The sequence below is a fragment of the Bradyrhizobium betae genome, from assembly GCF_004123905.1.
Classification (GTDB): domain Bacteria; phylum Pseudomonadota; class Alphaproteobacteria; order Rhizobiales; family Xanthobacteraceae; genus Bradyrhizobium; species Bradyrhizobium betae_A.
Genome location: NZ_MZXW01000015.1, coordinates 41,866 through 68,624, shown reverse-complemented (window position 1 = coordinate 68,624; position 26,759 = coordinate 41,866). Strand labels below are relative to the sequence as shown.

General features: G+C 64.9%; 27 protein-coding genes. 12 read left to right on the top strand and 15 right to left on the bottom strand.

Annotated elements, in window-relative coordinates; genetic code table 11:
• Positions 1-35 precede the first annotated feature (35 nt).
• Positions 36-812, top strand: coding sequence for an SDR family oxidoreductase (locus tag B5V03_RS08195; RefSeq protein WP_129268971.1), 777 nt, complete (start codon positions 36-38; stop codon positions 810-812).
• 124 nt (positions 813-936) lie between these two features.
• Positions 937-2,355 carry an amidase gene (locus B5V03_RS08190; protein WP_129268969.1) on the top strand — a complete coding sequence of 473 codons (1,419 nt, stop codon included), beginning with the start codon at positions 937-939 and terminating at the stop codon, positions 2,353-2,355.
• 150 nt (positions 2,356-2,505) lie between these two features.
• On the opposite strand, the gene B5V03_RS08185 is transcribed toward B5V03_RS08190, so the two are convergent.
• Both B5V03_RS08185 and B5V03_RS08180 read right to left on the bottom strand, forming a co-directional pair.
• Positions 2,506-3,612 carry an amino acid ABC transporter permease gene (locus B5V03_RS08185; RefSeq protein WP_129268967.1) on the bottom strand — a complete coding sequence of 369 codons (1,107 nt, stop codon included), beginning with the start codon at positions 3,610-3,612 and terminating at the stop codon, positions 2,506-2,508.
• A 2-nt stretch (positions 3,613-3,614) separates the two neighbouring features.
• Complete coding sequence (locus tag B5V03_RS08180; RefSeq protein WP_129269679.1) at positions 3,615-4,799, bottom strand: amino acid ABC transporter permease; 1,185 nt, start codon at positions 4,797-4,799, stop codon at positions 3,615-3,617.
• A gap of 88 nt (positions 4,800-4,887) precedes the next feature.
• On the opposite strand from B5V03_RS08180, the gene B5V03_RS08175 reads away from it, so the two are divergent.
• From B5V03_RS08175 to B5V03_RS08160, 4 genes are all read left to right on the top strand, one after another.
• Complete coding sequence (locus B5V03_RS08175; RefSeq protein ID WP_129268965.1) at positions 4,888-5,760, top strand: MurR/RpiR family transcriptional regulator; 873 nt, start codon at positions 4,888-4,890, stop codon at positions 5,758-5,760.
• Between the two features lie 3 nt (positions 5,761-5,763).
• A complete protein-coding gene (locus B5V03_RS08170) occupies positions 5,764-7,113 on the top strand; it encodes an aspartate aminotransferase family protein (RefSeq protein ID WP_129268963.1) in 1,350 nt (449 codons plus the stop codon).
• A 12-nt stretch (positions 7,114-7,125) separates the two neighbouring features.
• The gene (locus B5V03_RS08165; RefSeq protein ID WP_129268961.1) at positions 7,126-8,139 is read left to right on the top strand and encodes an amino acid ABC transporter substrate-binding protein; all 1,014 of its coding nucleotides are present in this window, start codon (positions 7,126-7,128) and stop codon (positions 8,137-8,139) included.
• A gap of 148 nt (positions 8,140-8,287) precedes the next feature.
• Positions 8,288-8,938 carry an aspartate/glutamate racemase family protein gene (locus B5V03_RS08160; protein WP_129268959.1) on the top strand — a complete coding sequence of 217 codons (651 nt, stop codon included), beginning with the start codon at positions 8,288-8,290 and terminating at the stop codon, positions 8,936-8,938.
• On the opposite strand, the gene B5V03_RS08155 is transcribed toward B5V03_RS08160, so the two are convergent.
• Positions 8,935-9,582, bottom strand: a complete 648-nt coding sequence (locus tag B5V03_RS08155; RefSeq protein ID WP_129268957.1) for a TetR/AcrR family transcriptional regulator — start codon at positions 9,580-9,582, stop codon at positions 8,935-8,937. The genes B5V03_RS08160 and B5V03_RS08155 overlap by 4 nt on opposite strands.
• A 133-nt stretch (positions 9,583-9,715) precedes the next feature.
• Here B5V03_RS08155 and B5V03_RS08150 point away from each other — a divergent pair, with 133 nt between their 5' ends.
• Genes B5V03_RS08150 through B5V03_RS08130 form a run of 5 tightly spaced genes read left to right on the top strand, consistent with a single transcriptional unit; the run spans position 9,716 to position 14,467 of the window.
• Positions 9,716-9,925: a ferredoxin gene (locus B5V03_RS08150; protein WP_007607931.1), complete on the top strand. Its 210-nt coding sequence runs from the start codon at positions 9,716-9,718 to the stop codon at positions 9,923-9,925.
• A 56-nt stretch (positions 9,926-9,981) separates the two neighbouring features.
• Positions 9,982-11,202, top strand: a complete 1,221-nt coding sequence (locus tag B5V03_RS08145; RefSeq protein WP_129268955.1) for a cytochrome P450 — start codon at positions 9,982-9,984, stop codon at positions 11,200-11,202.
• 29 nt (positions 11,203-11,231) lie between these two features.
• A complete protein-coding gene (locus B5V03_RS08140) occupies positions 11,232-12,554 on the top strand; it encodes an MFS transporter (RefSeq protein ID WP_129268953.1) in 1,323 nt (440 codons plus the stop codon).
• Positions 12,555-12,558: 4 nt separating this feature from the next.
• Positions 12,559-13,218 carry a sulfite oxidase-like oxidoreductase gene (locus B5V03_RS08135; RefSeq protein WP_129268951.1) on the top strand — a complete coding sequence of 220 codons (660 nt, stop codon included), beginning with the start codon at positions 12,559-12,561 and terminating at the stop codon, positions 13,216-13,218.
• A 25-nt stretch (positions 13,219-13,243) separates the two neighbouring features.
• Positions 13,244-14,467: a bifunctional alpha/beta hydrolase/OsmC family protein gene (locus B5V03_RS08130; protein WP_129268949.1), complete on the top strand. Its 1,224-nt coding sequence runs from the start codon at positions 13,244-13,246 to the stop codon at positions 14,465-14,467.
• Between the two features lie 11 nt (positions 14,468-14,478).
• Here B5V03_RS08130 and B5V03_RS08125 read toward each other — a convergent pair whose 3' ends face one another.
• Positions 14,479-15,909, bottom strand: a complete 1,431-nt coding sequence (locus B5V03_RS08125; protein ID WP_206736134.1) for a PLP-dependent aminotransferase family protein — start codon at positions 15,907-15,909, stop codon at positions 14,479-14,481.
• A 101-nt stretch (positions 15,910-16,010) separates the two neighbouring features.
• On the opposite strand from B5V03_RS08125, the gene B5V03_RS08120 reads away from it, so the two are divergent.
• Positions 16,011-16,925: a DMT family transporter gene (locus B5V03_RS08120; RefSeq protein ID WP_129268945.1), complete on the top strand. Its 915-nt coding sequence runs from the start codon at positions 16,011-16,013 to the stop codon at positions 16,923-16,925.
• Here the strand turns inward: B5V03_RS08120 and B5V03_RS08115 are convergent.
• The 11 genes from B5V03_RS08115 to B5V03_RS08065 all read right to left on the bottom strand — a co-directional run bounded on the left by B5V03_RS08115 (position 16,904) and on the right by B5V03_RS08065 (position 26,627).
• A complete protein-coding gene (locus B5V03_RS08115) occupies positions 16,904-17,962 on the bottom strand; it encodes a YeeE/YedE family protein (RefSeq protein ID WP_129268943.1) in 1,059 nt (352 codons plus the stop codon). The genes B5V03_RS08120 and B5V03_RS08115 overlap by 22 nt on opposite strands.
• A 115-nt stretch (positions 17,963-18,077) precedes the next feature.
• Positions 18,078-19,082 (bottom strand): quinone oxidoreductase family protein, encoded by a 1,005-nt coding sequence (locus B5V03_RS08110; protein ID WP_129268941.1) that lies wholly within the window; start codon positions 19,080-19,082, stop codon positions 18,078-18,080.
• Between the two features lie 78 nt (positions 19,083-19,160).
• Complete coding sequence (gene paaK, locus B5V03_RS08105) at positions 19,161-20,492, bottom strand: phenylacetate--CoA ligase PaaK (protein ID WP_129268939.1); 1,332 nt, start codon at positions 20,490-20,492, stop codon at positions 19,161-19,163.
• A 32-nt stretch (positions 20,493-20,524) separates the two neighbouring features.
• Entirely contained in the window at positions 20,525-20,974 is a 450-nt protein-coding gene (gene paaI, locus B5V03_RS08100; RefSeq protein WP_164987870.1) for a hydroxyphenylacetyl-CoA thioesterase PaaI, read from the bottom strand.
• 55 nt (positions 20,975-21,029) lie between these two features.
• Positions 21,030-22,112 carry a 1,2-phenylacetyl-CoA epoxidase subunit PaaE gene (gene paaE / locus B5V03_RS08095; RefSeq protein ID WP_129268935.1) on the bottom strand — a complete coding sequence of 361 codons (1,083 nt, stop codon included), beginning with the start codon at positions 22,110-22,112 and terminating at the stop codon, positions 21,030-21,032.
• Positions 22,113-22,249: 137 nt separating this feature from the next.
• Positions 22,250-22,753, bottom strand: coding sequence for a 1,2-phenylacetyl-CoA epoxidase subunit PaaD (gene paaD, locus B5V03_RS08090; protein ID WP_129268933.1), 504 nt, complete (start codon positions 22,751-22,753; stop codon positions 22,250-22,252).
• Entirely contained in the window at positions 22,747-23,523 is a 777-nt protein-coding gene (gene paaC / locus B5V03_RS08085; protein WP_164987869.1) for a 1,2-phenylacetyl-CoA epoxidase subunit PaaC, read from the bottom strand. Before paaC ends, paaD begins: the two co-directional genes overlap by 7 nt.
• Complete coding sequence (gene paaB / locus B5V03_RS08080) at positions 23,523-23,810, bottom strand: 1,2-phenylacetyl-CoA epoxidase subunit PaaB (protein ID WP_028143420.1); 288 nt, start codon at positions 23,808-23,810, stop codon at positions 23,523-23,525. The genes paaC and paaB overlap by 1 nt, the downstream gene beginning before the upstream one ends.
• Positions 23,811-23,820: 10 nt before the next feature.
• Entirely contained in the window at positions 23,821-24,813 is a 993-nt protein-coding gene (gene paaA, locus B5V03_RS08075) for a 1,2-phenylacetyl-CoA epoxidase subunit PaaA (protein WP_164987868.1), read from the bottom strand.
• A gap of 76 nt (positions 24,814-24,889) precedes the next feature.
• Positions 24,890-25,756 (bottom strand): phenylacetic acid degradation operon negative regulatory protein PaaX, encoded by an 867-nt coding sequence (gene paaX / locus B5V03_RS08070; RefSeq protein WP_129268927.1) that lies wholly within the window; start codon positions 25,754-25,756, stop codon positions 24,890-24,892.
• 100 nt (positions 25,757-25,856) lie between these two features.
• Positions 25,857-26,627, bottom strand: coding sequence for an esterase/lipase family protein (locus B5V03_RS08065; RefSeq protein ID WP_129268925.1), 771 nt, complete (start codon positions 26,625-26,627; stop codon positions 25,857-25,859).
• Positions 26,628-26,759: the final 132 nt, after the last annotated feature.

Sequence of the window (26,759 nt, the reverse complement as noted above, 5' to 3'; positions counted from 1 at the left end):
ATTTCATTCTGTATCCCACCGAGCGAGTAGCCCCTATGGATCTGCATCTGCGTGGCAAGCGCGTCCTGATCACGGGCGCCTCCAAGGGCATTGGCGCAGCCGCCGCCGAAGCGTTTGCCGAGGAAGGCGCAAACCTCCTGCTCGCCGCCCGCAGCGGCGATCAGCTCAAGACGCTGGCGGACCGCTTGCGCTCGGCGCACCAGATCGATGCCACGACGATCATCGTGGATTTGCGCAAGAGCGAAGACCTCGCACGGCTCGCGAAAGAAGCCTCCGACATCGATATCCTCGTCAACAATGCCGGCGACATCCCCGGCGGCTCCATCGACAAGATCGACGAGGCGACCTGGCGGCATGCCTGGGAATTGAAAGTATTCGGCTACATCAACCTGACGCGGCAGATCTACGCGCAGATGAAGGCGAAGGGCGGCGGCGTCATCGTTAATGACATCGGTGCTGCGGGCGAGAAATTCGACGCCAACTATATCTGCGGCAGCGCAGGCAATGCCGCGCTGATGGCCTTCACCCGCGCGCTCGGCGGCAAGAGCCTCGCCGACAACATCCGCGTGGTCGGCATCAATCCCGGCCCTGTCGGCACCGACCGGCACGTCACGCTGCTCAAGACGCGGGCCAAACATCAGTTCGGTGACGAGAGCCGTTACAAGGAATTCCAGAAGAGCCTGCCGCTCGGCCGCCCCGCTCATGCGCGCGAGATCGGCGATCTCATGGCGTTCCTCGCGTCGGATCGCGCGGGGTATACGTCGGGTGTGATCTATACGGTCGATGGTGGCATCACCGCCGGATGGGGTTAGTTTTTTCCGTCATTGCGGGCGAAGCGAAGCAATCCAGGAATGCCTCTGCGGCAAAAGTCTGGATTGCTTCGTCGCTTCGCTCCTCGCAATGACGGAGTCCAGAATAAGAACAGGAGTAAAATAGTTGTCTCAAGACCTGATCCGCGAAACCGCCTGCGTCGTCGTCGACAAGCTGCGCTCCGGCGACGTCTCTCCGCTCGAGCTGCTGGATGTGGTGGAAAAGCGCGTCAAGGAAGTCGACGGCAAGGTCAACGCGCTGCCGACGCTGTGCTTCGATCGCGCGCGGACCAATGCGAAGGCGCTGATGCAGAAGCCGGCCGGCGCGCGCGGCCTGCTCGCGGGCCTGCCGGTGCCGATCAAGGACCTCACCGACGTTGCCGGCGTGCTGAACACGCAGGGCTCGCCGATCTTCAAAGACAACATCCCCGCGACGTCCGACCTCATGGTCGAGAATCTCGAGGCCAACGGCGCGGTGGTCTACGCCAAGTCCAACACGCCGGAGTTCGGCGCAGGCGCCAACACCTTCAACGAGGTGTTCGGCGCGACGCTCAATCCCTGGGATACGACGAAATCCGCGGCCGGCTCCTCCGGCGGCGCGGCGGTGGCGCTGGCCACCGGCATGGCCTGGCTCGCCCAGGGCTCCGACATGGGCGGCTCCTTGCGCAGCCCCGCGGCGTTCTGCGGCGTCGTCGGCATGCGGCCGAGTATCGGCCGCGTCGCGCACACTCCGAAGTCGGCGATCGATCGCAATCTCGGCGTGGTCGGCCCGATGGCGCGCAACGTCGAGGATCTCGCGTTGCTGCTGGATGCCATGAGCGGCGACTATGCCGATGATCCGCTGTCGCTGCCGGCGCCAACGACCTCGTTCCTCTCGGCGGCACAATCGGGCAGGAAGCCGAAGCGCATCGCCTATTCGCCCGATCTCGGCATCACGCCTGTCGATCCCGAGGTCAAGGCGATCACGCGCAAGGCGGCGGAACGCTTCGCCGAAGCCGGCGCGATTGTCGAGGAGGCGCATCCGGACTGGCGCGAGGCGCATGAGTGCTTCCACGTGCTGCGTGCGTTCGATTTTGCCATCACCAAGGCCAATCTGCTGCGCACCAAGCGCGACCTGCTCAAGCCCGAGGTGATCTGGAACATCGAGGAAGGCCTCAAGCTCACGGTCGAGCAGCTCGCGCGCGCCGAAGCGCAGCGCGTCGGCATGACCGCGCGCGCCGTCGAGTTCTTCAAGACCTATGACCTGCTGCTGACGCCCACTACGATCGTGCCGCCCTTCCCGATCGAGCACCGCTATGTCGCGGAATGCGCGGGCAAGAAGTTCGAGAACTATGTCGAGTGGCTCGGCATCGTCTACGCCATCACGCTGGCCTGCTGTCCCTCGCTCTCTCTCCCCTGCGGCTACACGGCATCAGGCCTGCCCGTCGGCGTGCAGGTCGTCGGCGCGCCGCGCGCGGATGCGCAGGTGCTGGCGGGGGCTAAGGTGCTGGAGGATATTTTGGGTGTGCGTGGGAGCACACCGATTGACCCGAGGGTGAAGATGTAACCTCTCGCGTGCCCCGGACGCAACGCAGCGCCACTTCGGCGGTGCGCTGCAGAGCCGGGGCCATGTTACAACGACTTCCCGTGCATCTCCTGGGTCCCGGCTCTGCGGTGCAGCGCTCACGCGCCGCACCTTGTCCGGGACACGAGATACTCACCTTCCGCTCGTAGCCTCGAGGCTTCGGCTATACCGCGACATCGCGAAGCAGAAGACAAAATAGATCGCCGCGACGAAGATGTAGACCTCGACCGAAAACTGCTGCCAGGCCGGATCGATGATCGCGGTCTTGGCCGTCGTCAGCAGGTCGAAGATGCCGATGATCAGCACGAGGCTGGTGTCCTTGAAGAAGGCAATGAAGGTGTTGACCAGCGGCGGGATGACGTGGCGGATCGCTTGCGGCAGGACGATCAGCCGGTGCTTGCGCCAGTACGACAGCCCCAGCGCATCGGCCGCCTCATACTGCCCGCGCGGTACGGCCTGAAGGCCGCCGCGGATGACTTCGGCAAGATAAGCGCCCGCGAACAGGATGATCGCGATCTGTGCGCGCAGCAGCTTGTCGATATTGAATCCACTGGGCATGAACAGCGGGAACATCACGCTCGCCATGAACAGCAGGCTCACCAGCGGCACGCCGCGGATCAGTTCGACATAGAGCACGCTGAGCGAGCGAATCGCCGGCAATGTCGAACGTCGGCCGAGTGCGACGAGGATGCCGAGCGGGAAGCCGCATGCCAATCCGAATGTCGCCAGGATCAGCGTCACCGGCAGTCCGCCCCAGCGGTCCTGCGAGACGAAGGAGAGCCCGAACACCCCGCCCCACATCAGCGCGCTGATCAGCGCCAGCGCGCCGATCCAGAGATAGACCAGTTCGCGCCGCCAGAAGGCACGGCGGGTCGAGAGATAGAACAGCGCGATGAACAGCACGACCGCCAGCGCCGGCCGCCACTGCTCGTCGAACGGATAAGTGCCGAACAGAATGAAGCGGTATTTTTCCGGAATGATCGCCCAGCAGGCGCCGACGCCGCGTACCGCGCGGCAGGCGCTGGAATCGTTCGCCGGCGTCAACCAGACTGCGTTGGCAATCCCCCATTGCACGAAGCTGAAAACGCCCTTGGCCAGGATTGCCAGCAGCACGACCGAGAGGATGCCGTTGGGGATCGACGAGAACAGATTGGCGCGCAGCCAGCGCAGCACCGGGTTGCTTATCTGCGGACGACGGGCGGCGCGCGGTGCGTCGGGAATGTCCGTGATCGCTGTCATGCTCAGCGCTCCACCAGCGCGATGCGCGAATTGTACCAGTTCATGAAGAAGCTGATGCCGAGGCTGATGGTCAAAAACACCGCCATGATCAGCGCGATCGCCTCGATCGCCTGCCCGGTCTGGTTCAACGTGGTGTTGGCGACCGAGACCACGTCCTGGTAGCCGATCGCGACCGCGAGCGAGGAGTTCTTGGTCAGGTTGAGATACTGGCTCGTCATCGGCGGCACGATCACCCGCAGCGCCTGCGGCAAGATGATCTGCCGCAGCATGAAGCTGCGGCGCAGGCCGAGCGCGTTGGCGGCATCCCATTGCCCGCGCGGCACCGACTGGATGCCGCTGCGCACGATCTCGGCGATGAAGGCCGAAGTGTAGGTGACGAGCGCGATCAGCAACGCAAAATATTCCGGCGCAAGCGTCAGCCCGCCGACGAAGTTGAAACCGCGCAACTCGGGCCATTCGATCGTCCAGGACACGCCAAGCAGCAACGACACCGCCGCCGGAAGCATGACGACGAGGCCGAGCGCAAAGGGCCAGGCCGGCCGCGGCTTGCCGTCGCGCATCTGCTGGACGATCAGCCGTCGCCGGATGACATAGAACGCCGCACAGCCCAGAACGGCGGCGCCGAGCACCCAAAGCTGCATCGGCCCGAGCGGAATCGCCGGCAGGATCAGGCCGCGGTTGGACAGGAAGACTCCCTCCATCGGCCGCCAGGCCGCGCGCGCGGCCGGCAGCGCCTGCATCAGCACGTACCAAAACAGCAGCTGAAGCAGCAGCGGGATGTCGCGCAGCGTTTCGACATAGACGGCAGCAAGCCGCGACAGCAACCAGTTCGCCGAAAGCCGCGAGATGCCGATCAGCGTACCCAAAATGGTCGCGAGCACGATGCCGATCACGGCGACGCGCAAGGTGTTGGCGATGCCGACAATGAAGGCCCAGAGGTAGCTATCTCTCGGATTGTAGGCGAGCAGACTGTCGGCAATGGGCATGCCGGCCTCGCGGCCGAGGAAGGCAAAGCCGGTCGTGATGCGGCGGGCGGAGAGATTGGTGACAGTATTGGACCAGAGGAAGACGACGACCCCGGCTACGATCCCGACGACCAGGACCTGCCAGAACAGGCCTTTCAATTCGTTGCGCCCGATCGCGAAGAAGCGGCGGCGCGGCGGCGGTCTGGGGTGATCGGCGGTCACAGCACAAAAATCCTTGTTGAAATGCAGCGATTTCCGGCGGCGCACGTCAACTGTTGCACCGAACTCCATTTCATGCAACAAATGTTTCATGGCCGAGCCCGCGAAATCCTCGCCGCTGAGCGAACTGCGCATTGCATTGCCATCGCTGCCCCTGCGTCTGCAGGAGGTCGGCCGCTTCGTCGCCGCCAATGATTACGACGCCACCACCCGTTCGATGCGCGATCTCGCGGCAGAAGCCGGCGCCGATCCCGCCGCCTTCACACGGCTTGCCAAGGCGATCGGCTATTCCGGCTGGGACGAACTGCGCGCGGCGCTGACGGAAGCGCGGCGGCCGTCGCAGACCTCGCCCTTCTCCGGCCGCGCCAAAAGCCGCCGCCACGGTCCGAACGCGGATGTCGCGCTCGTCACCGACAAGCTCGAGGCCGAAGCTGCCGGTCTTCCGCGTATCCCGGCCTCCCCGATCGTGGATGCTGCCCGCGTGTTGCACGACGCCAAGCGGATCTGGATTGCTGGCTATCGCAGCTGTCGTAGCGTCGCGGAGCTGCTGAACTACGAGCTCCGGCTGTTCCGCCCCGAACAGGTGCAACTCGTCGGCACATCCGGCCCTGATGATCTCGACCTCGGCGCGTTCCGGGCCGGCGAAGCCGTCATCGTTATCGGCTTCCTGCCCTACACCCACGCGAGCGTCCGCGTCGCGCAAGCCGCGCATCGCGCCGGCGCAACGCTGATCGCGATCGCGGACAGCCTCTCGGCACCGATGGCCGAGGGCGCCGACCACGTGCTGCTGTTCGAGGCGGCCTCCTCCCCCGGCTTCTTCCCGAGCCTCACCGGTGCCATCGCGATCGCGCAGGCGCTTGCTGCGGTGACATTCTCGCTCGGCGGCCCGGCCGCGAAGAAGCGCCTGGAAAATACCGAGGCGCGGCTCACCGCAGCCTCCACCTACGTCACAGAGAAAGGTTGACCCATGAGCACTCGCACCAGCCGCGTGCTGCATCGATCGCTCCGCGAAACGCCACCCAAGGCGATCGGCGGCGAGGGCGTCTATCTCTTCGCCGAGGACGGGCGGCGCATCATCGACGCCTCCGGTGGAGCCGCGGTCTCCTGCCTTGGCCATCAGCATCCGCGCGTGATCGCGGCGATGGCGAAGCAGGCTTCGACGCTCGCGTATGCGCACACGGCGTTCTTCTCGTCCGAGCCCGCGGAAGCGCTGGCCGAGAGGCTGGTCGGGCACGAGCCCGGCGGTCTCGCCTACGCCTATTTCGTCAGCGGCGGATCGGAGGCGATCGAAGCCAGCATCAAGCTCGCGCGACAATATTTCATCGAGCGCGGCGAGCCGCAGCGTCAGCATTTCATCGCACGGCGGCAGAGCTATCACGGCAACACGCTTGGCGCGCTCGCCGCCGGCGGCAATGCATGGCGCCGCGCGCCATATGCGCCGCTGCTCTCCGAGGCGTTCAGCCATGTGACGCCCGCCTTTGCCTATCACGAGAAGCGCGACGGAGAATCCGATGCGCAATTTGTGGCGCGGCTCGCTGCCGAACTCGAAGCCGAGTTTCAGCGGCTCGGTCCCAACACGGTCGCAGCATTCCTCGCCGAGCCCGTGGTCGGCGCCACCGCCGGCGCGGTGACGGCACCGGATGGCTACTTCAAGGCGATGCGCGAGATCTGCGACCGCCACGGTGCGCTGCTCATTCTCGACGAGGTCATGAGCGGAATGGGCCGCACCGGCACGACGCACGCCTGGGAGCAGGAAGGAATCGCGCCCGACATCCAGGCGATCGCAAAGGGGCTCGGTGGCGGCTACCAGCCGATCGGCGCGATGCTCGCAAGCGGCAAGATCATCGACACCATCCGCTCAGGCTCTGGCGCCTTCCAGCACGGCCACACCTATCTCGCGCACCCCCTCGCCTGCGCAGCCGCGCTCGCGGTGCAGGACGTGATCCGGGAGGACGGCCTGCTCGATCGCGTCAAGGAGCGCGGACGACAGCTCGAGCAGCGGCTGACCGAGCGCTTCGGCAATCACCGCCATGTCGGCGACATCAGGGGACGCGGGTTGTTCTGGGCGATCGAACTCGTCGCCGATCGGGCGACGCGCACCTCGTTCGATCCCGCGCTCAAGCTGAACCAGAAGATCAAGGCGGAAGCTTTTGCCAACGGGCTTGGTTGCTATCCCGGCGGCGGCACCGTGGACGGCGTCCGCGGCGACCATGTGCTGCTGGCGCCGCCCTATATCGCTTCGACTGAAGAGATCGACCTGATCGTCGACAAGCTCGGCACGGCCGTCGACAAGGTGTTGCGTAGTGTCAATCACTGAGGGGAGAGTAGGATGATGAGGAAAGTAATTATCGCGGCGGGCGTGCTCGCGGCATCGACGGTTGCTGCGTCGGCAGCGACGCTCGACACGGTCAAGGGCCGTGGCACGCTGGTGTGCGGCGTCAGCGCCGGCTTTGCCGGCTTCTCCGCGCCGGACTCGCAAGGCAATTACAAGGGTCTCGACGTCGACTATTGCCGCGCGCTCGCGGCCGGCGTGCTCGGCGATGCCAGCAAGGTGCGCTATGTCTCGCTGACCGCGCAGAACCGCTTCACCGCGCTTCAGTCGGGCGAGATCGACGTGCTCTACCGCAACTCGACGCAGACCTATCTGCGCGGCGTCACGCTGGGCCTGCGCCAGGGGCCCATCAACTTCTACGACGGCCAGGGTTTTGTCGTGAAGAAGGATCTCGGCGTGAAGGAGATCAAGGACCTCAAGGGCGCGACCGTCTGCGTCGCGCAGGGCACCACGCATGAGGTCACGCTCGGCGATTACGGCCGCGCCAACGGCATCGACTGGAAGCCGCTGGTGTTCGACCGCGTCGACACCATGTACCAGACCTTCTTCGGCGGCCGCTGCGATGCCATGACCCAGGACGCCTCCGCGCTCGCCGGTGCCGTGACCACGGCTGCGCCGAATCCGGCGGACTACGTCGTGCTGCCGCAGACCATCAGCAAGGAGCCGCTCGGGCCCTTCACCCGCAACGGCGACGAGGTCTGGAGCGACATCATCACCTGGTTGCATTACGGCCTGATCGAGGCCGAGGAGCTCGGCGTGACGCAAGCCAATGTCGACGAGATGGCGAAGTCGCAGACGCCCGCGATCCAGCGGCTGCTCGGCGCATCCGGCGATCTCGGCTCGCGGCTTGGGCTCGACAACAAATGGCTGGTCACGGCGATCAAGGCCACCGGCAATTACGGCGAGATCTACGAGCGCAATGTCGGCAAGGCGAGCCCGCTTAAGCTCGAGCGCGGCCTCAACGGCCTCTGGAGCAAGGGCGGCTTGATGTACGCCGTGCCGTTCAAGTAAACATCTCTCGTGTCCCGGACGCGGTGCGGCGCGCAACGCTGCTCCGCAGAGCCGGGACCCAGCGGCCAAAATGGGCCCCGGCTCTGCAGCGCAATGCTACGCATTGCACTGCGTCCGGGGCACGAGACCTGCCAGGTAGCCACATTCAATGACGACGCCCCCTCGCATCGCCCTCATCCACGCCCTCAAGCACTCCATCGCTCCGATCGAGGCGGCATTCGCGACGGCGTGGCCGGAGGCGCGGCTGATGAACCTGCTCGACGATAGCCTGTCGGCGGATCTGGCGCGCGACGGTGCGCTCAACGACACCATGACCGAGCGCTTCCTTGCGCTTGGCGATTATGCGGCAGCAACGGGGGCGGACTCGATCCTGTTCACCTGCTCGGCCTTCGGCCCCTGCATCGAGGCGGTCGCGCGGGCGCATGCGCCGATGCCGGTGCTCAAGCCGAACGAGGCGATGATCGAGCGGGCGGTGACCATGGGCAAAAAGATCGGGCTGCTCTCGACCTTCCCGCCGACGCTGGCCTCGATGCCGCCGGAGTTTCCGGCCTCCGTCCAGGTGGTGCCAAAGCTTGCCGACGGCGCGCTGGCCGCACTCGACCGCGGTGACCGCGCCACGCACGACAGGCTGATTGTCGAGGCGTCAAAGGACCTGCGCGATTGCGACGTCATCGCGCTCGCGCAATTCAGCATCGCGGCCACCGCACCGCTGGTCGCCGAGGCCACCGGTCGCCCTGTCGTGACAACCCCGGACAGCGCGGTCAACAAGCTGATGAGACTGCTGAAAGCGAAAGCTTAAGCGTCGACTTTTTTTCGTCGCCGCACGTCCTTGATCGCAACCGCGAGCGCAGCCTTCGTCTCGTTGACGAAATCCTCGACCAGCTCCTCGCGCGTGGCATGTGCGGCCTCACCGGTGAACAGGCCCTGCTCGGCCAGCATCACCACGCCGTGCAGCGCCGCCCAGATCTTGAGCGCTTGCCGCTCGCGCAAGAAACCGACCGCGGGCGCTTCCAACGCTTCGATCACAAGCCCAAAAGTTTCGCGCGTGGCCTCATGCAGCTCGCTGCCTTTGGCCGCGCATGACACGGTGCGGGACGCGAACATCAGGCGATAGATGCCGTTGCGGCGTAGGCCGAATTCAAGCGTCGCCTGTGCCAGCCGCGACAGCTTTGATTGCTTCGACGGCTTCGCCATCGCCTCGCGCAGAAGTGCACTCAGCTGCCGGAACGCCTCCGCCGTCACCGCCGTTAGCAGCGCATCACGGTCGACGAAATGCCGATACGGCGCCGGCTGCGAGACGCCGAGCTGCTTTGCCAGCGCCTTGATGCTGATCGCCTCAGCCCCGCCCCGCTCGGCTTCGCGCAAGGCGGCCTTGATCAGGGCGTCGCGGAGATCGCCATGGTGGTAGGTGTTCGCAGGCTTACGGGCAAGTTGTGAACGCATCTCGGCCCGAGCCTATAAGTTTGCGCTTGACAGGGGAAGCCTGTCGCGAATGTAATAGGATATAACTTATATAAAAACCACATGAGGAACGCGCCGCCCTTCGGGCCCCGCGCACACGACCAAGGAAGCCGCGATGACAGAGCGACTGAGGGTTCACGTCGATCCCGACAAATGCCAGGGCCACGCGCGCTGCAAGGCGCTGGCGCCGGAGCTGTTCGAGCTGGACGAATACGGCAACGCCCACGAAGCCGGCGACGGCACTGTACCGCCCGGTCTCGAAGACAAGGCCTGGCTTGCCAAATCCAATTGCCCGGAAATCGCGATCGATGTGATCGAGGAGTAGTGCGGCTTCTGCCGCCCCAGGTGCTTTCAGCGAACACGAGCCTCAAGGGATTCGAAATGTCCGACGTCAGCCAGCCCGCCGCCCATCCGCCGGTCACCGACTGGGTCCACGATTTCGACCACACCGATCCGCAATGGACGGAGGATCCTTTCCCGATCTGGGAGGAGCTACGCGCCGCAAGCCCGGTGGTCCACACCGAGCGCTTCCTCGGGTGCTACATGCCGACGACCTATGAGGCCGTGCGCGAGATCGCCAACGACAGCGAACACTTCTCCTCGCGCCGCATCATTGTGCGCGACGTCCGGCCCGAGGTCGCGCGGAACGCGGCGCCGCCGATCACCTCAGACCCGCCCGTGCACAAGCCGGCCAAGCAATTGCTGCTGCCGCCGTTCACGCCGGATGCAATGAAGAAGCTGGAACCGCGGATGCGCGCGATCTGCAACGAGCTGATCGACGGGTTCATCGCCGACGGCAAGGTCGACGCCGCCGCGCGCTACAGCAAATACATCCCGGTTCAGGCCATTGCGCACATGCTCGGCATCCCCGAGGGCGACAGCGATCTTTTCATCAACTGGATCCACATGATCCTCGAGCTCGGCATCAAGGACGAGAGCAAGCTGCTCCAGGCCGTGCAGGAGATGAGCGCCTATTTCAGGACGCATATCGAGGAACGCAGGACAAAGCCGACCGACGACCTCATCTCTTATCTCATGAATGCGAAGGACAAGGAGGGCAACCCGCTCGAGGAATCCCACGTGCTCGGCTCGCTGCGGCTGCTCTTGATCGCCGGCATCGACACCACCTGGAGCGCGATCGGCTCCTCGCTCTGGCATCTCGCAAAGACCCCGGCCGACCGCGAGCGGCTGATCGCCGAACCCGGGCTGATCCCGACCGCCGTGGAAGAGCTGCTGCGCGCCTATTCACCGGTGACGATGGCGCGCGAGGTGGTCAAGGAAACCACGATCTCGGGCTGCCCGGTCAAGGCGGGCAACATGGTGCTGCTGTCCTTCCCGGCCGCCAACCGCGACCCCAGGATGTTTCCAGACGCTGACAAAGTCGTGATCGACCGCCGGGAGAACCGCCACGCCGCCTTCGGCCTCGGCATCCACCGCTGCGTCGGTTCCAACCTGGCGCGGATGGAGATGCAGGTTGCGCTGGAGGAATGGCTGAAGCGGATTCCGAACTTCGCCCTCGATCCGGCAGGCACCGTGACATGGTCACAAGGCACGGTCAGAGGCCCCCGCCAGTTGCCATTTCTGCTCGGAAAGGCGATGTAGGCCTTTCCAATCATGCGGAGAGGCCGGACGTGACTGAGCAAGCAACCCAACCGGCCTCCGACCACATCGACATCGCCGACGCCAAGCGCCGGATCAGGGCGATCTTCATCGGCTCGATCGGCAATCTCGTCGAATGGTATGACTTCTACGCCTATACGGCGTTTGCGCTCTATTTCGCTCCTGCCTTCTTCCCCGGCAGCGATCCCGTGGTGCAGCAATTGAACGTCGCCGTGGTGTTCGCTGCGACCTTCCTGATGCGTCCGCTGGGCGGCTGGCTGTTCGGCTATATCGCCGATCATTTCGGCCGGCGCATCTCGCTGACGCTGTCGGTCGTGTTTATGTGCTTCGGCTCGCTGATCATCGCGCTGACGCCGACCTATGCCACGATCGGCTTTGCCGCGCCGGTGATCCTGGCGCTGGCCCGTATGATCGAAGGCCTGAGCCTCGGCGGTGAATATGGCGCCAGCGCCACTTATCTGAGCGAGGTCGCCGATCCCAAGCACCGCGGCTTCTATTCAAGCTTCCAATACGTCACGCTGATCGGCGGCCAGCTCACCGCCATCATCGTGCTGCTGCTCCTGCAAAAGGTCTTCCTGACGCCCGAGGAGCTGAAGGCCTGGGGCTGGCGCATCCCGTTTGCGATCGGCGCGGCTCTCGCGATCTTTGCCGCGGTGATGCGGCGCAATCTGCACGAGACCGAGGCTTTCGAAGAAGCCAAGAAGGTGGTGAAGCCGACCGGCTCGATCACCAATTTGCTGCGCTATCCACGTGAGCTGCTCCTGGTCGTGGGTCTCACCGCCGGCGGCACCGCGGCATTCTACACCTTCACCACCTACATGCAGACGTTTGTGAAACTCTCGGTCGGGCTGACCGAGGACCAGACCACCTTCGTCATCTTCGGCACGCTGATTTTCGCGACCGTCCTCCAGCCGATCTATGGCGCCATCTCCGACAGGATCGGCCGCAAGCCGCTGCTGATCTTCTTCGGCGTGGCCGGCACGCTTGCGACCGTGCCGCTGCTGATGACGCTGAAGGAGACGAAGTCGCCGTTCATGGCCTTCATCCTGATCTGCTGCGCGTGGCTGTTCGTCGCGGGCTACACCTCGATCAACGCGGTGGTGAAAGCCGAGCTGTTCCCGACCAATGTCCGTGCGCTCGGCGTCGGCCTGCCCTACGCGATTACGGTCTCGATCTTCGGCGGCACGGCGCCGGCGATCGCGCTCTATTTCAAGAGCATCGGGCACGAGGAATGGTTCTACTATTATCTTGCCGGCGTCATCTGCCTGTCACTGATCATCTATTCCACCATGCGCGACACCAAGCACGCCTCCGCGATGCATCGCCACGAGTAGCTTCATGGTTGACGAAACGCCGTCCGACAGCAAACTGACACGCTCCAAGGAAAAGTGGGCGCGCGAGGGCCGCTTTCTCACCGGCAAGATCGCACGCGCAGAGGACCAGCGCCTCCCGCCGGGCCAGCACCTGACCAAGGATTGGCCAGTGCTCGACCTCGGGGTCATGCCGCCGGTCTCGCACGAGCGCTGGAGGCTCGACGTCTACGGTGCGATCGAAAATCCCGTGTTCTGGACTTTTGCCGAGTTCACCGCGCAGAAGCAGTCGCAGTTCACCTCCGACATTCATTGCGTGACGACCTGGTCGCGCTACGACAATCAGTGGGAAGGACTCGCGACGCGCGAGCTGCTCGCGGCCTGCCAGCCGCGCGAGGATGCGCGCTTCGTGGTGCTGCATTCGTATGATGGCTACACCACCAACCTCGCGCTGGAAGACTTTGCCGCCGAGGACGCGCTGCTCGCCCATAGCTGGTCGGGCCAGCCGCTGACGGAAGAGCACGGCGGCCCGGTGCGGCTCGTCGTGCCGCATCTGTACTTCTGGAAGAGCGCCAAATGGCTTCAGGCCATCGAGTTCCTGACCGAAGACGCGCCGGGGTTCTGGGAAGTCCGCGGCTACCATAACCGCGGCGATCCCTGGGCCGAGCAGCGCTATTCGGACGATTAGATTCAAACACGAAACGGGGGAGCCCATGCCGACGGAACGCTTTCAATTCACAGGCGAAGGCGGCCATCAACTCGCGGCGGCGCTGGAACTGCCGGACAGCGAGCCCGCGGCCTACGCGCTGTTCGCGCATTGCTTCACTTGCGGCAAGGACACCCTGGCGGCCAAGCGTATCTCGGTCGCGCTCGCCGCCAAAGGCATCGCGGTGCTGCGCTTCGATTTCACTGGGCTAGGTTCCAGCGAGGGTGATTTCGCCAATTCGACGTTCTCCTCCAACGTCGCCGATCTCGTGCGCGCGGCCGATCATCTGCGCACGACACGCAAGGCGCCGTCGCTGCTGATCGGCCACAGCCTCGGTGGCGCCGCGATCCTCGCGGCAGCGGGACGAATCCCCGAGGCCAAGGCGGTCGCGACCATCGCGGCACCGTCCGATCCAGCTCACGTCACGGGTCTCTTCAAGGAGCATATCGACACCATCCGCGCTCAGGGTGAGGTCGAAGTCTCGCTCGCGGGACGCCCGTTCCGGATCAAGCGCGAATTCCTCGATGACATCGCCGAGCACGAGTTGATGAACGACATCACCGCGCTGCACAAGGCGCTGCTGGTGATGCAGTCGCCGGTCGACGACACCGTCGGCATCGACAATGCGACGAAGATTTTCGTGGCGGCGAAGCACCCCAAGAGCTTCGTCTCGCTCGACCACGCCGACCACCTGCTGAGCAAGCCGGCCGATGCACTCTACGCAGCCGAAATGATCGTCGCCTGGGCGGGCCGCTACATCGACACCGCAAAGTCAGCGAAAGTCTCGGATGTCGTAGAGGAGCCGCGCAGGGTCGTGGTGCAGGAGACCCGCAAGAGCAAGTTCAACCAGATCATCACCGTCGGGCCGCATCATCTGGTGGCGGACGAGCCGGTCGCGGCCGGCGGCGAAGATGCCGGTTCCGGCCCCTATGACTTCCTGCTCGCAGGGCTCGGCGCCTGCACCTCCATGACCATGCGCCTTTATGCCGACCGAAAATCGCTGCCGCTCGACCGCGTCACCGTCACGCTGAAGCATTCAAAAATCTACGCCAAGGACTGCGCGGAATGCGAGACGCGCGATGGCATGCTCGACCAAATCGAGCGCGACATCGCGATGGACGGCGCACTCGACGCCGAGCAGCGCAAGAGGCTCATGGAGATCGCCGACAAGTGCCCGGTGCACCGGACACTGACCTCCGAGATCCGGATCGTGACGAAGGCGGCGGACTGAACGCGCGGTCGCTAGAAGCAGGATGCCATCGTCCGCAGGGCCGCGCTGATCTCGTTCTCGCGCCACGCCGCAAAGCCGAGCAGCAGGCCGTGATCGCGCGGCCGTTCCAGCGCCAGGCCGGACAGCGCGCGAGTCACAACGCCCGCCTCGCCCAGCCGCTTGACCGCCGCCTGATCGGCGCGACCACGTTTGAGACGAGCCACGAGCTGGATGCCGCCCGAGGGCACTTCCACCGCGAGCACCTCGCCGAGATGGCGCTCCAGTCCCTCGACGAGATGATCGCGGCGCGCGTGATAGAGCCGGCGCATCCGGCGCAGATGCGCGAGAAAATGCCCGTCGGCAATGAACTCGGCCAACGCTTCCTGGATGTGGGCGGCGGCGATCAGCCCGATATGCCGTTGCGCAATCTCCAAAGCGCCGACCAGCGCCGGCGGCACGACGAGATAGCCTAGCCGGATGTCCGAGGTCATCGCCTTCGCGAAGGTGCCGACATAGAACACGCGGCCATGGGCGTCCAACCCCTGCAAGGCCGGCACCGGCCGGCTGTCGTAGTGAAATTCGCCGTCGTAATCGTCCTCCACGATCCAGGTCTTGCCCGGCTTGCCCAGCCTGAGAAATTCGATGCGGCGGGTCAGCGACATCAGCCGCCCGGTCGGGTGCTGGTGCGATGGCGTCATGAAGATCAGTTTTGGGGCCGCGACACCCGGCATCCGCTGCATGCCCTCCTCGTCCAGCCTGATGCCGCCCACGCGCGCACCGGAGGCGCGGAACGCAGCCGCCGCGCCCGGATAGCCGGGATCCTCGACCCAGACCTCCTCACCGGGTGTGATGAGCACGGCTGCAATGAGTGTCAGTGCGGCCTGCGCGCTCGGCAGGATCAGGATCTGGTCCGCCGTGGCGCGAACGCCTCTGCTGGCCGCGAGATATTGTGCGAGCGCCTCGCGCAGGCGTGGCCGGTTGACGGGGCCGAGCTCGCGCTTGGCTGCGCGCACAGCGCTGCGGCGCAGGCAGCGGGCCCAGATCTCGTTCGGAAACTCCCTTGCATCGCCATGTCCCGGACGCAACGGCTTCATCGGCGCCTGATAGGACATCGGCCAGTCCGCCTGCTTGAGCCTCGAAGCCCAGGGGGAGAGCCGCGGCGTGCCCGAGCGCACATGCGGCGTAGCGACGCCTGCTGCTTCGATGCGCTCATCGCCGTCGACCGTCACGACCGGGCGCCGCCCGTGCGACGCAGCCAGATATCCTTCGGCGGCAAGCTGCTCGAATGCGTAGGTGACGGTGTTGCGGGAGACACCGAGCTCGCTCGCGAGCCGACGGCTCGACGGCAACGCACGGCCCCTGCCGATGCGGCCGCTTCCAATCAGCTCCCTGAGCTGGCTCGCCAATTGGGCCACGAGCCCTTCCTCGCCGGTTCGCTTCAGCTCGATCAGCGCGGCGATCATGTCATCCGAAACTGGCACCCTATTCCTTCTCGATCTGGTTCTTTTTTAAGTACCAGGACGGATGCTATCCCGCCGAACTGGACTGCTTCAAGGATTTTGCGATGAACTCCCTGTCCTCCCGCACGGCCGTCGGCCTGTTCCTGATCGTCGTGCTGGCCTGGGGCGTGAACTGGTCGGTGACCAAGCAGCTCGTGCAGTTCCTCCCGCCGCTGTGGACGTCAGCGATCCGGAGCTGGATCGCGCTGGCTGCTTTGTTCGTGATCCTCGGATCGAGCAAAAATCTGGTGATCCCGGAGCGGCGCGACATTCCGGTGATCCTCAGCGTCGCGCTGCTGCACATGACGATATTCTCGGTCCTCGTTGCGGCCGGTGTGCGCTTCCTGCCCGCGAGCAAGGCCATCGTGCTCGGCTACACCACGCCGCTCTGGGTCGCGATCGCCGCGCCCCTGCTCGGGAAAGACACGTTGACCGCGCCAAAGCTCGCCGGTGCCCTGCTCGGGCTGGTCGGCCTCGCCGTGATCCTGAACCCGACGTCGATCGACTGGACCAATGGCAACGTCGTGCTCGGCGCCGGCATGGTCATCCTCGCCGCGATGTCCTGGGCTGCGAACATCATCTATATCAGCGCGCATCGCTGGATCGCATCTCCGCTTCAGCTGCTGATCTGGCAGGTGCTCGTGGCGAGCATCGTGCTGACGGGATCGGCTGTTATCACGGAGGGCCCGCCGCACACGGAATGGTCGTGGAAGCTCGTGCTGCTGTTCCTGTATTCCGGCCTGATCGGAACGGCGCTTGCCTATTGGGCGATGTCGATGGTCAACAAAAGCATCTCGGCGCTAACGACCTCGCTCGGCACCACCGGCACGCCGCTCGTCGGCATCGCCAGCGCTGCGATCCTGCTGGGCGAGCCGATCGACAAGAGCCTTGCTGTCGCAGCCGGACTGATCGTCGCCGGCATCGGCCTTGCGACGCTGGGCGATCGGCTGCTGCGCGGTCAGGCCACCGCGAGCGGCTGAACCCGCAAGCTGCCGCGCAAGCCCGCCGTCGTGCCAAGCAGGATGCCGGCGAACGCAACGAACGAGCCCAGCGCGAGCGTCGAGACCCCCGTGAGCCCCTGCCCGATCGAGCAGCCGAACGCCATCACGCCGCCGATCCCCATCAGCGCCGCGCCGGCGCCTGAGCGCAGCATGTGGCGCGGCGAGGAATACCCTTCGAGATGGAAGCGGCCCGTCGCGAGCGCGGTGACCAGGCTACCTGTGAGGACGCCGGCCACCGTCGCGATACCGAAGTTGAGCGTCAGGCCGGTCGAGAGCATGGCGTATTGCAGGGCATCGGCGATCGGCGCGACGAAGGTGAGCGAGGTCACCGGGACGGGGTTGAAGTCGTCGGCGCCGAGATAGCCGGTGACGTACCAGCCACCCGCAACGAGAAGACCGACGATCACGCCTGCCGCGATCTGGCCCGGCGAACGGCGGAAGGCCGGATGCGCGAACGCAAACAGGATCAGCGCAACGACGATTGCGGCCGCGGCCAGCACGCGCGATATCGCCTCGGTGGCACCGAGTGTCGCCAGCAGTGACGGCAGTGAATTGGCGCTGGCGGTGGTTTGCGAGGCCTGGACCAGTGCGATACGCGCCGGCGCGATCAGGCCCTTGAGCGTCATCTGCGCGGCGATGGCGAGCACGATCACGACGACGAAGGAGCGGAGATTGCCGCGGCCGAGCAGCACCAGCGAGCGCGAGCCGCAGCCGTTCGACAGCACCATACCGTAGCCGAACAGCAGGCCGCCAAGGAAGAGCACCGGCACTGAAAAGGATTGTTGCAGGTAGATCGACTTGCCGAGATCAACGACACCGTTGCCCGCGAGGAACTGGCTGGCGGCAATCGCTACGGCAATCGCCAGCGCGTAGGACCGCACCAGCCGCCCGTCTCCCTCCGCCAGAAAACCGCGCATGCTGCTCATCAGGCAGAAGCCGCTGAGCAGGCCGACAGAGCCGTAGATGAGACCGATGACAAGGCCGGCGAGAATGACGAGTTGGGCGGACGATTCCATTTGTTGTTCTCAAGCCTCTCGCCATTCTCCGTCATTGTGAGAGCAGCGAAGCAATACAGCCTGTCTCCGCGGATGCATTTCTGGATTGCTTCGCTGCGCTCGCAATGACGGTGTGTTACGGCTTCAGGATCACGCGGTCGCGCGACGAGCCGGCGACGGCGACATAAGCCTCCTTGGCCCGTTCCAGCGGATAGATCGCGTTTGCCTTGATCGGAAACGGCTTCAGATGTCCACTCGCAAAGCCCGGGCCGAGCTCGCGCAGCACCGCGCCTGTTGCGGCCGACGACAGCCCGAGCGTGTCGATGCCGACATAAGTGTGCTGTCCGCGATAGAATTCGAGGATGTTGAACTGCACGATGCGGTCGATCGCGGCGATCAGGATCTGGCGGCCGCGCAAGCCGAGCGATTTATGCGCCGCCTGGAAGTAGGGATCGCCCACGGTGTTGAAAACGATGTCGACACCCTTGCCGCCGGTCAATTCGCGCACGCGCGTGGCGACATCGGTCGTGGAAGCGTCGATCACCTCGATGGGCGCATTGCTATGGCCCTCATAGGCTTCCGCCTTGCGCACCACGCCAATCACGCGCGCGCCCTGCCACGTCGCAATCTGCACCGCTGCCTGGCCGACCTTGCCGTTGACGCCGAACACCAGGACGGTCTCGCCGCTCTTCGGCACACCGGCGCGCCGAAAACCTTCCATCGCGGTGACGAAGGGCACGCCGATGCCGGCGGCCTCCTCCCAAGACACCGTCGTCGGCTTCTCCACGACCGCATCGGCCTCCACGACGAGATGGCTCGCGTGCGTGCCGTCGCGGCGGATACCGAGATCGCCGGAGGAACCGAACACGTCGCGGCCGATCGTGCCGGCCGGCCCGTCGATCACCACGCCGGCGTAGTCGCGGCCGGGCGTGCGCGGAAACACAGCATAGGGCATCAGCCCGGTCGCGGCCTTGACGTCGGAGGGATTGACGGCGGCGGCCTTCATCTCGATCAGAAGATCGTTCGGACCGCGCGTGAGGCTATGATGCTCGACCACCGGCGCAATCGCGGCAGCGTTCTCGGCCTTGGCATTGAGGCGCACGCAGCGCGCTTCGACGGTTCTGCTATCGGCTGGTGACATGGAAAAGACCCGCGATTTCTCGCGGGCCTTGTCGCCTTTGAGGGCGGCCGAGTCAATCCGTCAAGTCAATCCGTCAAGTCAGTCCTTGGGCCGCTTGTCGTAGAGCCGCTTGGCCTTGCCGAGCGAGCGCTCGAGCGTGGCCGGCGCCACCACCCGCACGTTGGAGCTGATCCCGATCGTGTTCTTGATATGGGTCGAGATCCGGTCCGCATGATCGACGAGCCCCCTTCCGTCCCAGCTTTCGGGGCGCGCCTCGGCGATGATGGTCAGCTCGTCCATGCGGCCTTCGCGGGTCAGCTCCAGGATGAAGTGGCCGCCGCACCAGTCGGTCGCGAGCAGCACCTCCTCGATCTGGGTCGGGAACAGATTGACGCCGCGCAGGATGATCATGTCGTCCGAGCGTCCCGTCACCTTCTCCATCCGCCGCATGCCCGGCCGCGCCGTGCCCGGCAGCAGCCTTGTCAGGTCGCGGGTGCGATAGCGGATCACCGGGAACGCTTCCTTGGTGAGCGAGGTGAAGACCAGTTCGCCCTTCTCGCCGTCGGGCAGCACCGCGCCGGTCTGGGGATCGATCACTTCAGGATAAAAATGGTCCTCCCAGATGTGCAGGCCGTCCTTGGTCTCGATGCATTCCTGCGCGACGCCGGGCCCGATCACTTCGGATAGACCATAGATGTCGGTCGCATCCATGTCGAAGGCGTCCTCGATCTCGCCGCGCATCGCATTGGTCCAGGGCTCGGCGCCGAAAATGCCGACCTTGAGCGAGCATTGCCGCGGATCGAGTTTTTGCTTTTTGAACTCGTCGAGAATCGCGAGCATGTAGCTCGGCGTTACTGTGATAATATCAGGGCGAAAGTCGTTGATGAGCTGCACCTGCCGCTCGGTCATGCCGCCGGAGATTGGCACCACCGTGCAGCCGAGTTTCTCGGCGCCGTAATGCACGCCAAGTCCGCCCGTGAAGAGACCGTAGCCATAGGCATTGTGAATGATCATACCGGTGCGGCCACCGGCGGCACGGATCGAGCGCGCCATCACCTCCGACCAGGTGTCGATATCGCGTTGCGTATAGCCCACGACGATCGGCTTGCCCGTCGTACCGGACGAGGCATGCACGCGCACCAGCTTTTCACGCGGCACGGCAAACATGTTGAAGGGATAATTGTCGCGCAAATCCGTCTTCACGGTGAATGGAAATTTCGCGAGATCGGAGAGTTCGCGAAAGTCGGACGGATGCACGCCGGCCTTGTCGAAGGCCTTGCGATAATGCGCGACGTTCTCGTAGGCGTGCTTCAGCGACCAGGCCAGCCGCTGCGTCTGCAACGCCATGATCTCGTCGCGTGACGCGCGCTCGTGCGCGTCCATCTCGGCCCTATAGGCGTAACCGCCTTCCTTCAGCTTCGTCGAAGCCATTCTCGTTTCCCCACATTGACTCGTTCTTCTCTTTATTGCTCTTGCGTCGACAGCCACGTGCCCGGAATGACACGCGAATGCCCGCGGAATTCCGCAATGACGGTGTCGCCCGCCGTGACCCGCACGTCGTAGATACCGGAGCGACCGCTGCGGGTGACCTCCCGCGCTTTCGCAACGAGACGATCGCCGAGCTTGCCCGGCTTGATGAAGGTGATCTGGCCCTGCGCCGCCACCACGCGCTCGTTGTGCGAATTGCAGGCAAAGGCGAAAGCGGAATCGGCGAGCGTGAAGATGAAGCCGCCATGCGCGATGCGCTGGCCATTGACCATGTCAGGCCGCACCGTCATTGCCAACGTCGCAAAACCGGGGCCGACCTCGACGATCTCCATGCCGAGACCCTTTGAAGCATCATCCTCCGCCCACATCGCATCGGCGCAGGCGCGGGCAACATCTTCAGGCGACAGAGCAGCTTTGACGTTCACGCGCTTCTCCCGGCAAAATCCTTGCTCATGATGTTCTGCTGGTTGGCCAAAGCTGTCAAACATGGTCGTAATCGACCACGACGCGCTCGGAGGACGGCTTGGCCTGGCACGTCAGCACAAAACCGGCCTTCAGCTCCCAGGGCTCCAGCGAATAATTGATGTCCATAGGCGCCTCGCCCTCGACCAGTTTTGCGCGACAGGTCGAGCACATGCCGCCCTTGCAGGCGAAGGGCAGATCGACGCCGGCGCGCAGCGCAGCATCGAGGATCGCCTCGTCCTCGGCAACCGGCACATCGCGGCGCTTGCCGTCGATGATCAACGAGGCGATCGCCTTCGGCGGCGCGTCGGGCGCAACGACCTTCTTCGGCCGCGGCTTGCCGCCGAATTCCGAGACAAAGCGCTCGACATGGATGCGCTCATCCGCGATGCCGAGATCGCGGCAAGTCGCCTCGATGTCCTCGCTCATGCCGGTGGGACCGCAGATGAAGACGTGGTCGACGCTCTCGGCCGGCACCAGCGAGCGCAACAGCACCCTCACCTTGTCACCGTCGAGCCGGCCATGCAGGATCGGAATGTCCTGCTCCTCGCCGGAGATGACGTGGAAGATCGAGAGGCGATCGATGAAGCGATCCTTCAGCTCCTCGAGCGGTTCGAGGAACATGATGTTGTCGCTCGACCGGTTGCCGTAGAACAGGAAGAAGCGGCTGTCCGGCTCGCGCGCGAGGATGCCCTTGACGATCGACAGGATCGGCGTGATGCCGGAGCCGGCGGCAAAGCCGACATGGATACGCCCGGTCTCGGCTGGTGCGACCACGCCGAAGCGTCCGGTCGGCGTCATCACGTCGAGCTCGTCACCGCATTTCAGTTCATCCGCCGCCCAGCTCGAAAACGCGCCGCCGTCGACTTTCTTCACGGCGATACGGATCTCGCCGTCATCAGGGCCGGAGCAGATCGAATAGGAGCGCCGCACCTCTTCTCCGTCGAGCATGGCACGGAGCGTGAGGTACTGGCCGGGCGTGAAAGCGTAGTCGCCGGCGAGTTCTGCGGGGATGGTGAAGGTCATCGACAGGGCGTCGGACGCTTCGCGGCGGAGATCGTTGACGGCCAGGCGATGGAAGCGCGGTGCGGCTGCTGACATCAAGAACACTCTAAGTTTGGCTCACAGCCGTCATTGCGAGGAGCTCTTGCGACGAAGCAATCCAGACTGTCACTGCGGAGGCAGTCTGGATTGCTTCGCTTCGCTCGCAATGACGATGGGGTTGGCATTGCATATCCTCAATGACACTTGAAATAATCGAAGGGTTCGCGGCAGGCCTTGCAGCGCCACAGTGCCTTGCAGGAGGTTGAGCCGAATTCCGACAAAAGCTCGGTCTTGCCGGAGCCGCATTGCGGGCATGCGACGGCTTGCCCGCCGAACAGCGCGCGGCGGGAGCCTGAGGCTTGCGGCGGCGCGATGCCGTAGGCACGCAGCTTGCGGCGGCCCTCCTCGCTCATCCAGTCGGTGGTCCAGGCCGGCGACAGCACGGTGCGGACCTTTGGACCGCGGAAACCGGCGCGCTCCAGTGCGACCTCGATTTCGAACGCGATCATGTTCATGGCCGGGCAGCCCGAATAGGTCGGCGTGATCGCGACCTCGACATGATCGCCGTCAAGAACGACATCGCGGAGCACGCCGAGATCGGCGATGGTCAGCACCGGGATTTCGGGGTCCACGACGCTCGCCGCGGCGTCCCAGGCACGCTGGCGCAGGTCGCTATCGCGCTCCAGCACCGTCACCATGTCTGCCCCGGAAACGTGCGCTGCATCGATTGCAGCTCGGACAGGAGGTGACCGAGATGCTCACTGTGGCGGCCGGCGCGACCGCCCTGCTGCATCCAGTCGTTCTGCGGCAGCGTGAGCGTCGCTTCACCGACGACATCGGAGAGCGTCGTCAGCCAGCGCCCGCGCAAGGTGCCGGGATCGATGGCGATGCCAGCATGGATCAGGGCGCGTTCGCCGTCGTCGACGGCAAACATCTCGCCGGTGAACGCCCAGAGGTGATCTACTGCCGCCTGCGCTCGCCGATGGCTTTCGTCGGTGCCGTCGCCGAGCCGGATGATCCATTCCGAGGCGTGACGCAGATGATAGGCACTCTCCTTCTCCGACTTCGCGGCAATGGCCGCAAGCGTCGCGTCGCGCGAGGTCATCATTGCGCGCCAATAGAGATCGGCAAAGGCTGAATAGAAGAACTGCCGCACCAGCGTCTGGGCGAAATCGCCGTTCGGCTGCTCGACCAGCAGCAGATTGCGGTACTGTCTGACATCCCGCAGGTACGCGAGCTTGTCCTCGTCATTGTCTTTGCCTTCGGCCTTGGCGGCATAGGTATAGAGCTCGCGAGCCTGGCCGATGAGGTCGAGCGCGATGTTGGACAGCGCCATGTCCTCTTCCATCATCGGCGCATGCCCGCACCATTCCGACAGCCGATGACCGAGAATCAACGCGTCGTCGGCCCGGCGCAGCGCATAGAGCACCAGCGGCGTCTCGGAGACCTCAATGTTGGCGGCCGGCATCACATGTGCCCCACTTCTTCGGGCACTTCATAAAACGTCGGATGCCGGTAGATCTTCGACTCCGCCGGCTCGAACATCATCGCCTTCTCGGCGGGATCGCTCGCGGTGATCGCGGTCGACGGCACCACCCAGATCGACAGACCCTCGCCGCGTCGGGTGTAGATGTCGCGGGCGGCCTGCAGAGCCATGGTCGCGTCGCTCGCGTGCAGCGATCCGACATGCTTGTGCGCGAGCCCGTTGCGGCTGCGAATGAAGACTTCCCACAGCGGCGTGTTCGGCGTGGCCATCATGATCTCCCTATTCCGCGGCTTGTGCGGTCTGGCGGGCCTGACGCTTGGCCGCATAGACTGCTGCCGCCTCACGCACCCAGGCGCCCTCGTCATGCGACTTGCGGCGCGCGGCCATGCGGTCGCGGTTGCATGGGCCGTTGCCGGCGAGCACCTGCTTGAACTCTGTCCAGTCGATCTCGCTGTAGCGCCAGTGGCCTTCCGCATCCTGAATCATGCCCGGATCGGGAATGGTGAGCCCGAGATATTGCGCCTGCGGCACCGTGGCATCGACGAATTTCTGGCGCAGCTCGTCATTGGAGAAGCGCTTGATCTTCCATTTCGTCGAGGTGTCGCTGTGCTGGCTCGTCGCATCAGGCGGGCCGAACATCATCAGCACCGGCCACCACCAGCGATCCAGCGCATCCTGCGCCATCGCCTTCTGCTCGTCCGAGCCGCGGCACAGCGTCAGCATGATCTCGTAGCCTTGGCGCTGGTGGAACGACTCCTCCTTGCAGACGCGGATCATCGCGCGCGCATAGGGGCCGTAGGAGCACCGGCACAGCGGGATCTGGTTCATGATCGCAGCGCCGTCGACCAGCCAGCCAATGGTGCCGATGTCAGCCCAGGTCAGCGTCGGGTAATTGAAGATGGATGAGTATTTGGCCTTGCCCGCGAGCATGGCGTCAACCAGCTCCTCGCGCGAGGTGCCGAGTGTTTCGGCAGCGGCATAGAGATAGAGCCCGTGGCCGCACTCGTCCTGCACCTTGGCCAGCAGCGCCGCCTTGCGGCGCAGCGACGGCGCGCGCGTGATCCAGTTGCCTTCGGGCAGCATGCCGACGATCTCGGAATGGGCGTGCTGGGAGATCTGGCGGGTGAGCGTCTTGCGATAGGCCGCCGGCATCCAGTCGTTCGGCTCGATGCGCTCTTCGGCATCGATGCGCGCCTGGAACTGCGCGGCTCTGCCTGCGTCCTCAAGACTGCGATCGTCGGCCTCGGCCGTGTTCAGCGCCTGGGTATACATGCGCATCCTCCCGTTTTATTGGGAGGCAATATATAACAAGAATTACATCAGGCAAGATATTTCTGTAACATATAACTCAGGCGCCGAACCGCCTTTCCAAGAGTTTTCGCGCCGGCGGCAGCGCGCCTTTTTCATTGGTTCCATGGCCATCAAGCCATTGTTCCGACGGGACAAGCAGCGCGCGATAAATCTCGCCACAGAGGTCGCGGGCAGCCCTGCCCGGCCAGTCTGCGGGAAGCAGGCTCTGGGGCAGCAGCGGATCGCGCAGCACGACGCGGCGGTAGTGGTGGATCAGCAGGATGCGCGCGGTGAAGGCGTCGGCCTCGGACAAATCGGTGCCGCGCGCGATCGCGGCGCGCAGCGGTTCGAACGTCTTCATGAATTTCAAATAGGCGTCCGCGGTGCGGTCCAGCGGCCAGCTCGCGCTGAGCAGACGACGGCCGCTGTCATCCTCCGCCGAGACTTCGAGACGGATCGCGCCCGCAGCCTCGTCCGGCACCGGCACACCCGATGGCGCCACCCAGACGCCCGGCAGCGGACTGCCGAAGCCGGCGTTGCGCAACGCCTCGCGCGAGACGTCGCGGTCCTCGCCGTTCCCGATCAGAAGCAGCTCGAAGCGCCCGGTCCAGTCGGATGGCGGCGGATCGTAGATATGGCGCGTCGCGGCCTCGAACGTCTGACTGCCCTTGTCGGCCAGACGATAAAAGCTGTTGCGGCCGACCTTTTCGCGCGTCAGCCAGCCATCGGCCGCGAGCCGCGACATCGCCGTGCGCACCACGCCGCTGTCGATGTCCAGGCTCTCGAAGAATTCCAGCAGCGTACCGAGCCACACCGAGCCGCCGCGCGGCACGATGGCGTCGCCGAACACGGTGACGACGATGGAGCCGGTGCGCGACGGCTCGCGCTTGAGCTGGTCGATGATACGGGAGAGCGGATGCGCCATGCGCGAGGCATAGCGCGTTTGGTGCGGCGACGACAATGGACGGAAGCGACGCTGTTGCTCTCCCTCTCCCCGTTCTTGTGGGAAGAGGTGAGGAAGCACACTACCGATGCGGATCGGGATACGCCAGGCTCCGCCAGCCGCTGCGGTCGAACGGCCGCCACTGGCCTTCCTTCTGTGCGAGGCGGTCCGCAACCGCATAGACCACGGCGGGATGGTGACCCATGCCGCAATGGCTGCTTTCGACTTCGATGCTCTCGGTCTGCGCGCCCGACTTCTCCATGCAGCCCTGCCAGGCGCAGACGCCGTCGGTGCGACTGAAGATGGCGGTGGTCGGCACCGGCGGCGGGACGGCAAGCTCGCCGCCGAACTGCGGATCGACCTCGTTGGATTTCCGTCCGCTTGCCCACTCATAGACACGCCACGCATTGGTCGAATGGGGATCGCCGGCAAAGGGGCTACCCAGCGTGATCACCTGGCGGACGCGCTCGGGCATCATCTTGGCGAGCTGGCGCGCATAGAGGCCACCGAGGCTCCAGCCGACCAGGCTGATCTTGCGGCCGTGCGTATCGCTGAGCTCCTCGACCAGATCGACCATCGCGCGCTGCACGCCCTCGCGCAGACCGTAATTGCGGCCCTGGCGCCATCCGCTCACCGCGTAGCCCTTGCTGGTCAGAAAGCTGCGCAGCGCGCGCGTGGACGCGTCCGAGGCCACGAGGCCCGGCAGCACCAGCACCGGATGCCCATCGCCGCGCGGCGCGAGGCTCAGCAGCGGCAGCGCGCCGAGGAATGCGCCGAACTCGTGGATCGCGCGCCCTTCCAGAAACATCAGGGTACGGGACGGCGGACGCAGCGTCTGGGCAGTAGCGGTCATCAATGGATCCCCTGGAGAAGGCGCCGGCTGCGATGCCGGCAAATGGGCGTGAATTCCAATACGCCGGCTGCTTGAACGTTCCGCAGCGCAACATGAATCAGCTAGGCGGCTGGTTCCCGACATTCAACCCGG

Coding starts and splice junctions, on each gene's coding strand:
- B5V03_RS08195 (WP_129268971.1), top strand. CDS start 36: ATGGATCTGCATCTGCGTGGCAAGCGCGTCCTGATCACGGGCGCCTCC.
- B5V03_RS08185 (WP_129268967.1), bottom strand. CDS start 3,612: ATGACAGCGATCACGGACATTCCCGACGCACCGCGCGCCGCCCGTCGT.
- B5V03_RS08175 (WP_129268965.1), top strand. CDS start 4,888: ATGGCCGAGCCCGCGAAATCCTCGCCGCTGAGCGAACTGCGCATTGCA.
- B5V03_RS08170 (WP_129268963.1), top strand. CDS start 5,764: ATGAGCACTCGCACCAGCCGCGTGCTGCATCGATCGCTCCGCGAAACG.
- B5V03_RS08165 (WP_129268961.1), top strand. CDS start 7,126: ATGATGAGGAAAGTAATTATCGCGGCGGGCGTGCTCGCGGCATCGACG.
- B5V03_RS08160 (WP_129268959.1), top strand. CDS start 8,288: ATGACGACGCCCCCTCGCATCGCCCTCATCCACGCCCTCAAGCACTCC.
- B5V03_RS08155 (WP_129268957.1), bottom strand. CDS start 9,582: ATGCGTTCACAACTTGCCCGTAAGCCTGCGAACACCTACCACCATGGC.
- B5V03_RS08150 (WP_007607931.1), top strand. CDS start 9,716: ATGACAGAGCGACTGAGGGTTCACGTCGATCCCGACAAATGCCAGGGC.
- B5V03_RS08145 (WP_129268955.1), top strand. CDS start 9,982: ATGTCCGACGTCAGCCAGCCCGCCGCCCATCCGCCGGTCACCGACTGG.
- B5V03_RS08135 (WP_129268951.1), top strand. CDS start 12,559: ATGGTTGACGAAACGCCGTCCGACAGCAAACTGACACGCTCCAAGGAA.
- B5V03_RS08130 (WP_129268949.1), top strand. CDS start 13,244: ATGCCGACGGAACGCTTTCAATTCACAGGCGAAGGCGGCCATCAACTC.
- B5V03_RS08125 (WP_206736134.1), bottom strand. CDS start 15,909: ATGATCGCCGCGCTGATCGAGCTGAAGCGAACCGGCGAGGAAGGGCTC.
- B5V03_RS08120 (WP_129268945.1), top strand. CDS start 16,011: ATGAACTCCCTGTCCTCCCGCACGGCCGTCGGCCTGTTCCTGATCGTC.
- B5V03_RS08115 (WP_129268943.1), bottom strand. CDS start 17,962: ATGGAATCGTCCGCCCAACTCGTCATTCTCGCCGGCCTTGTCATCGGT.
- B5V03_RS08110 (WP_129268941.1), bottom strand. CDS start 19,082: ATGTCACCAGCCGATAGCAGAACCGTCGAAGCGCGCTGCGTGCGCCTC.
- paaK (WP_129268939.1), bottom strand. CDS start 20,492: ATGGCTTCGACGAAGCTGAAGGAAGGCGGTTACGCCTATAGGGCCGAG.
- paaE (WP_129268935.1), bottom strand. CDS start 22,112: ATGTCAGCAGCCGCACCGCGCTTCCATCGCCTGGCCGTCAACGATCTC.
- paaD (WP_129268933.1), bottom strand. CDS start 22,753: ATGGTGACGGTGCTGGAGCGCGATAGCGACCTGCGCCAGCGTGCCTGG.
- paaC (WP_164987869.1), bottom strand. CDS start 23,523: ATGCCGGCCGCCAACATTGAGGTCTCCGAGACGCCGCTGGTGCTCTAT.
- paaB (WP_028143420.1), bottom strand. CDS start 23,810: ATGGCCACGCCGAACACGCCGCTGTGGGAAGTCTTCATTCGCAGCCGC.
- paaA (WP_164987868.1), bottom strand. CDS start 24,813: ATGTATACCCAGGCGCTGAACACGGCCGAGGCCGACGATCGCAGTCTT.
- paaX (WP_129268927.1), bottom strand. CDS start 25,756: ATGGCGCATCCGCTCTCCCGTATCATCGACCAGCTCAAGCGCGAGCCG.
- B5V03_RS08065 (WP_129268925.1), bottom strand. CDS start 26,627: ATGACCGCTACTGCCCAGACGCTGCGTCCGCCGTCCCGTACCCTGATG.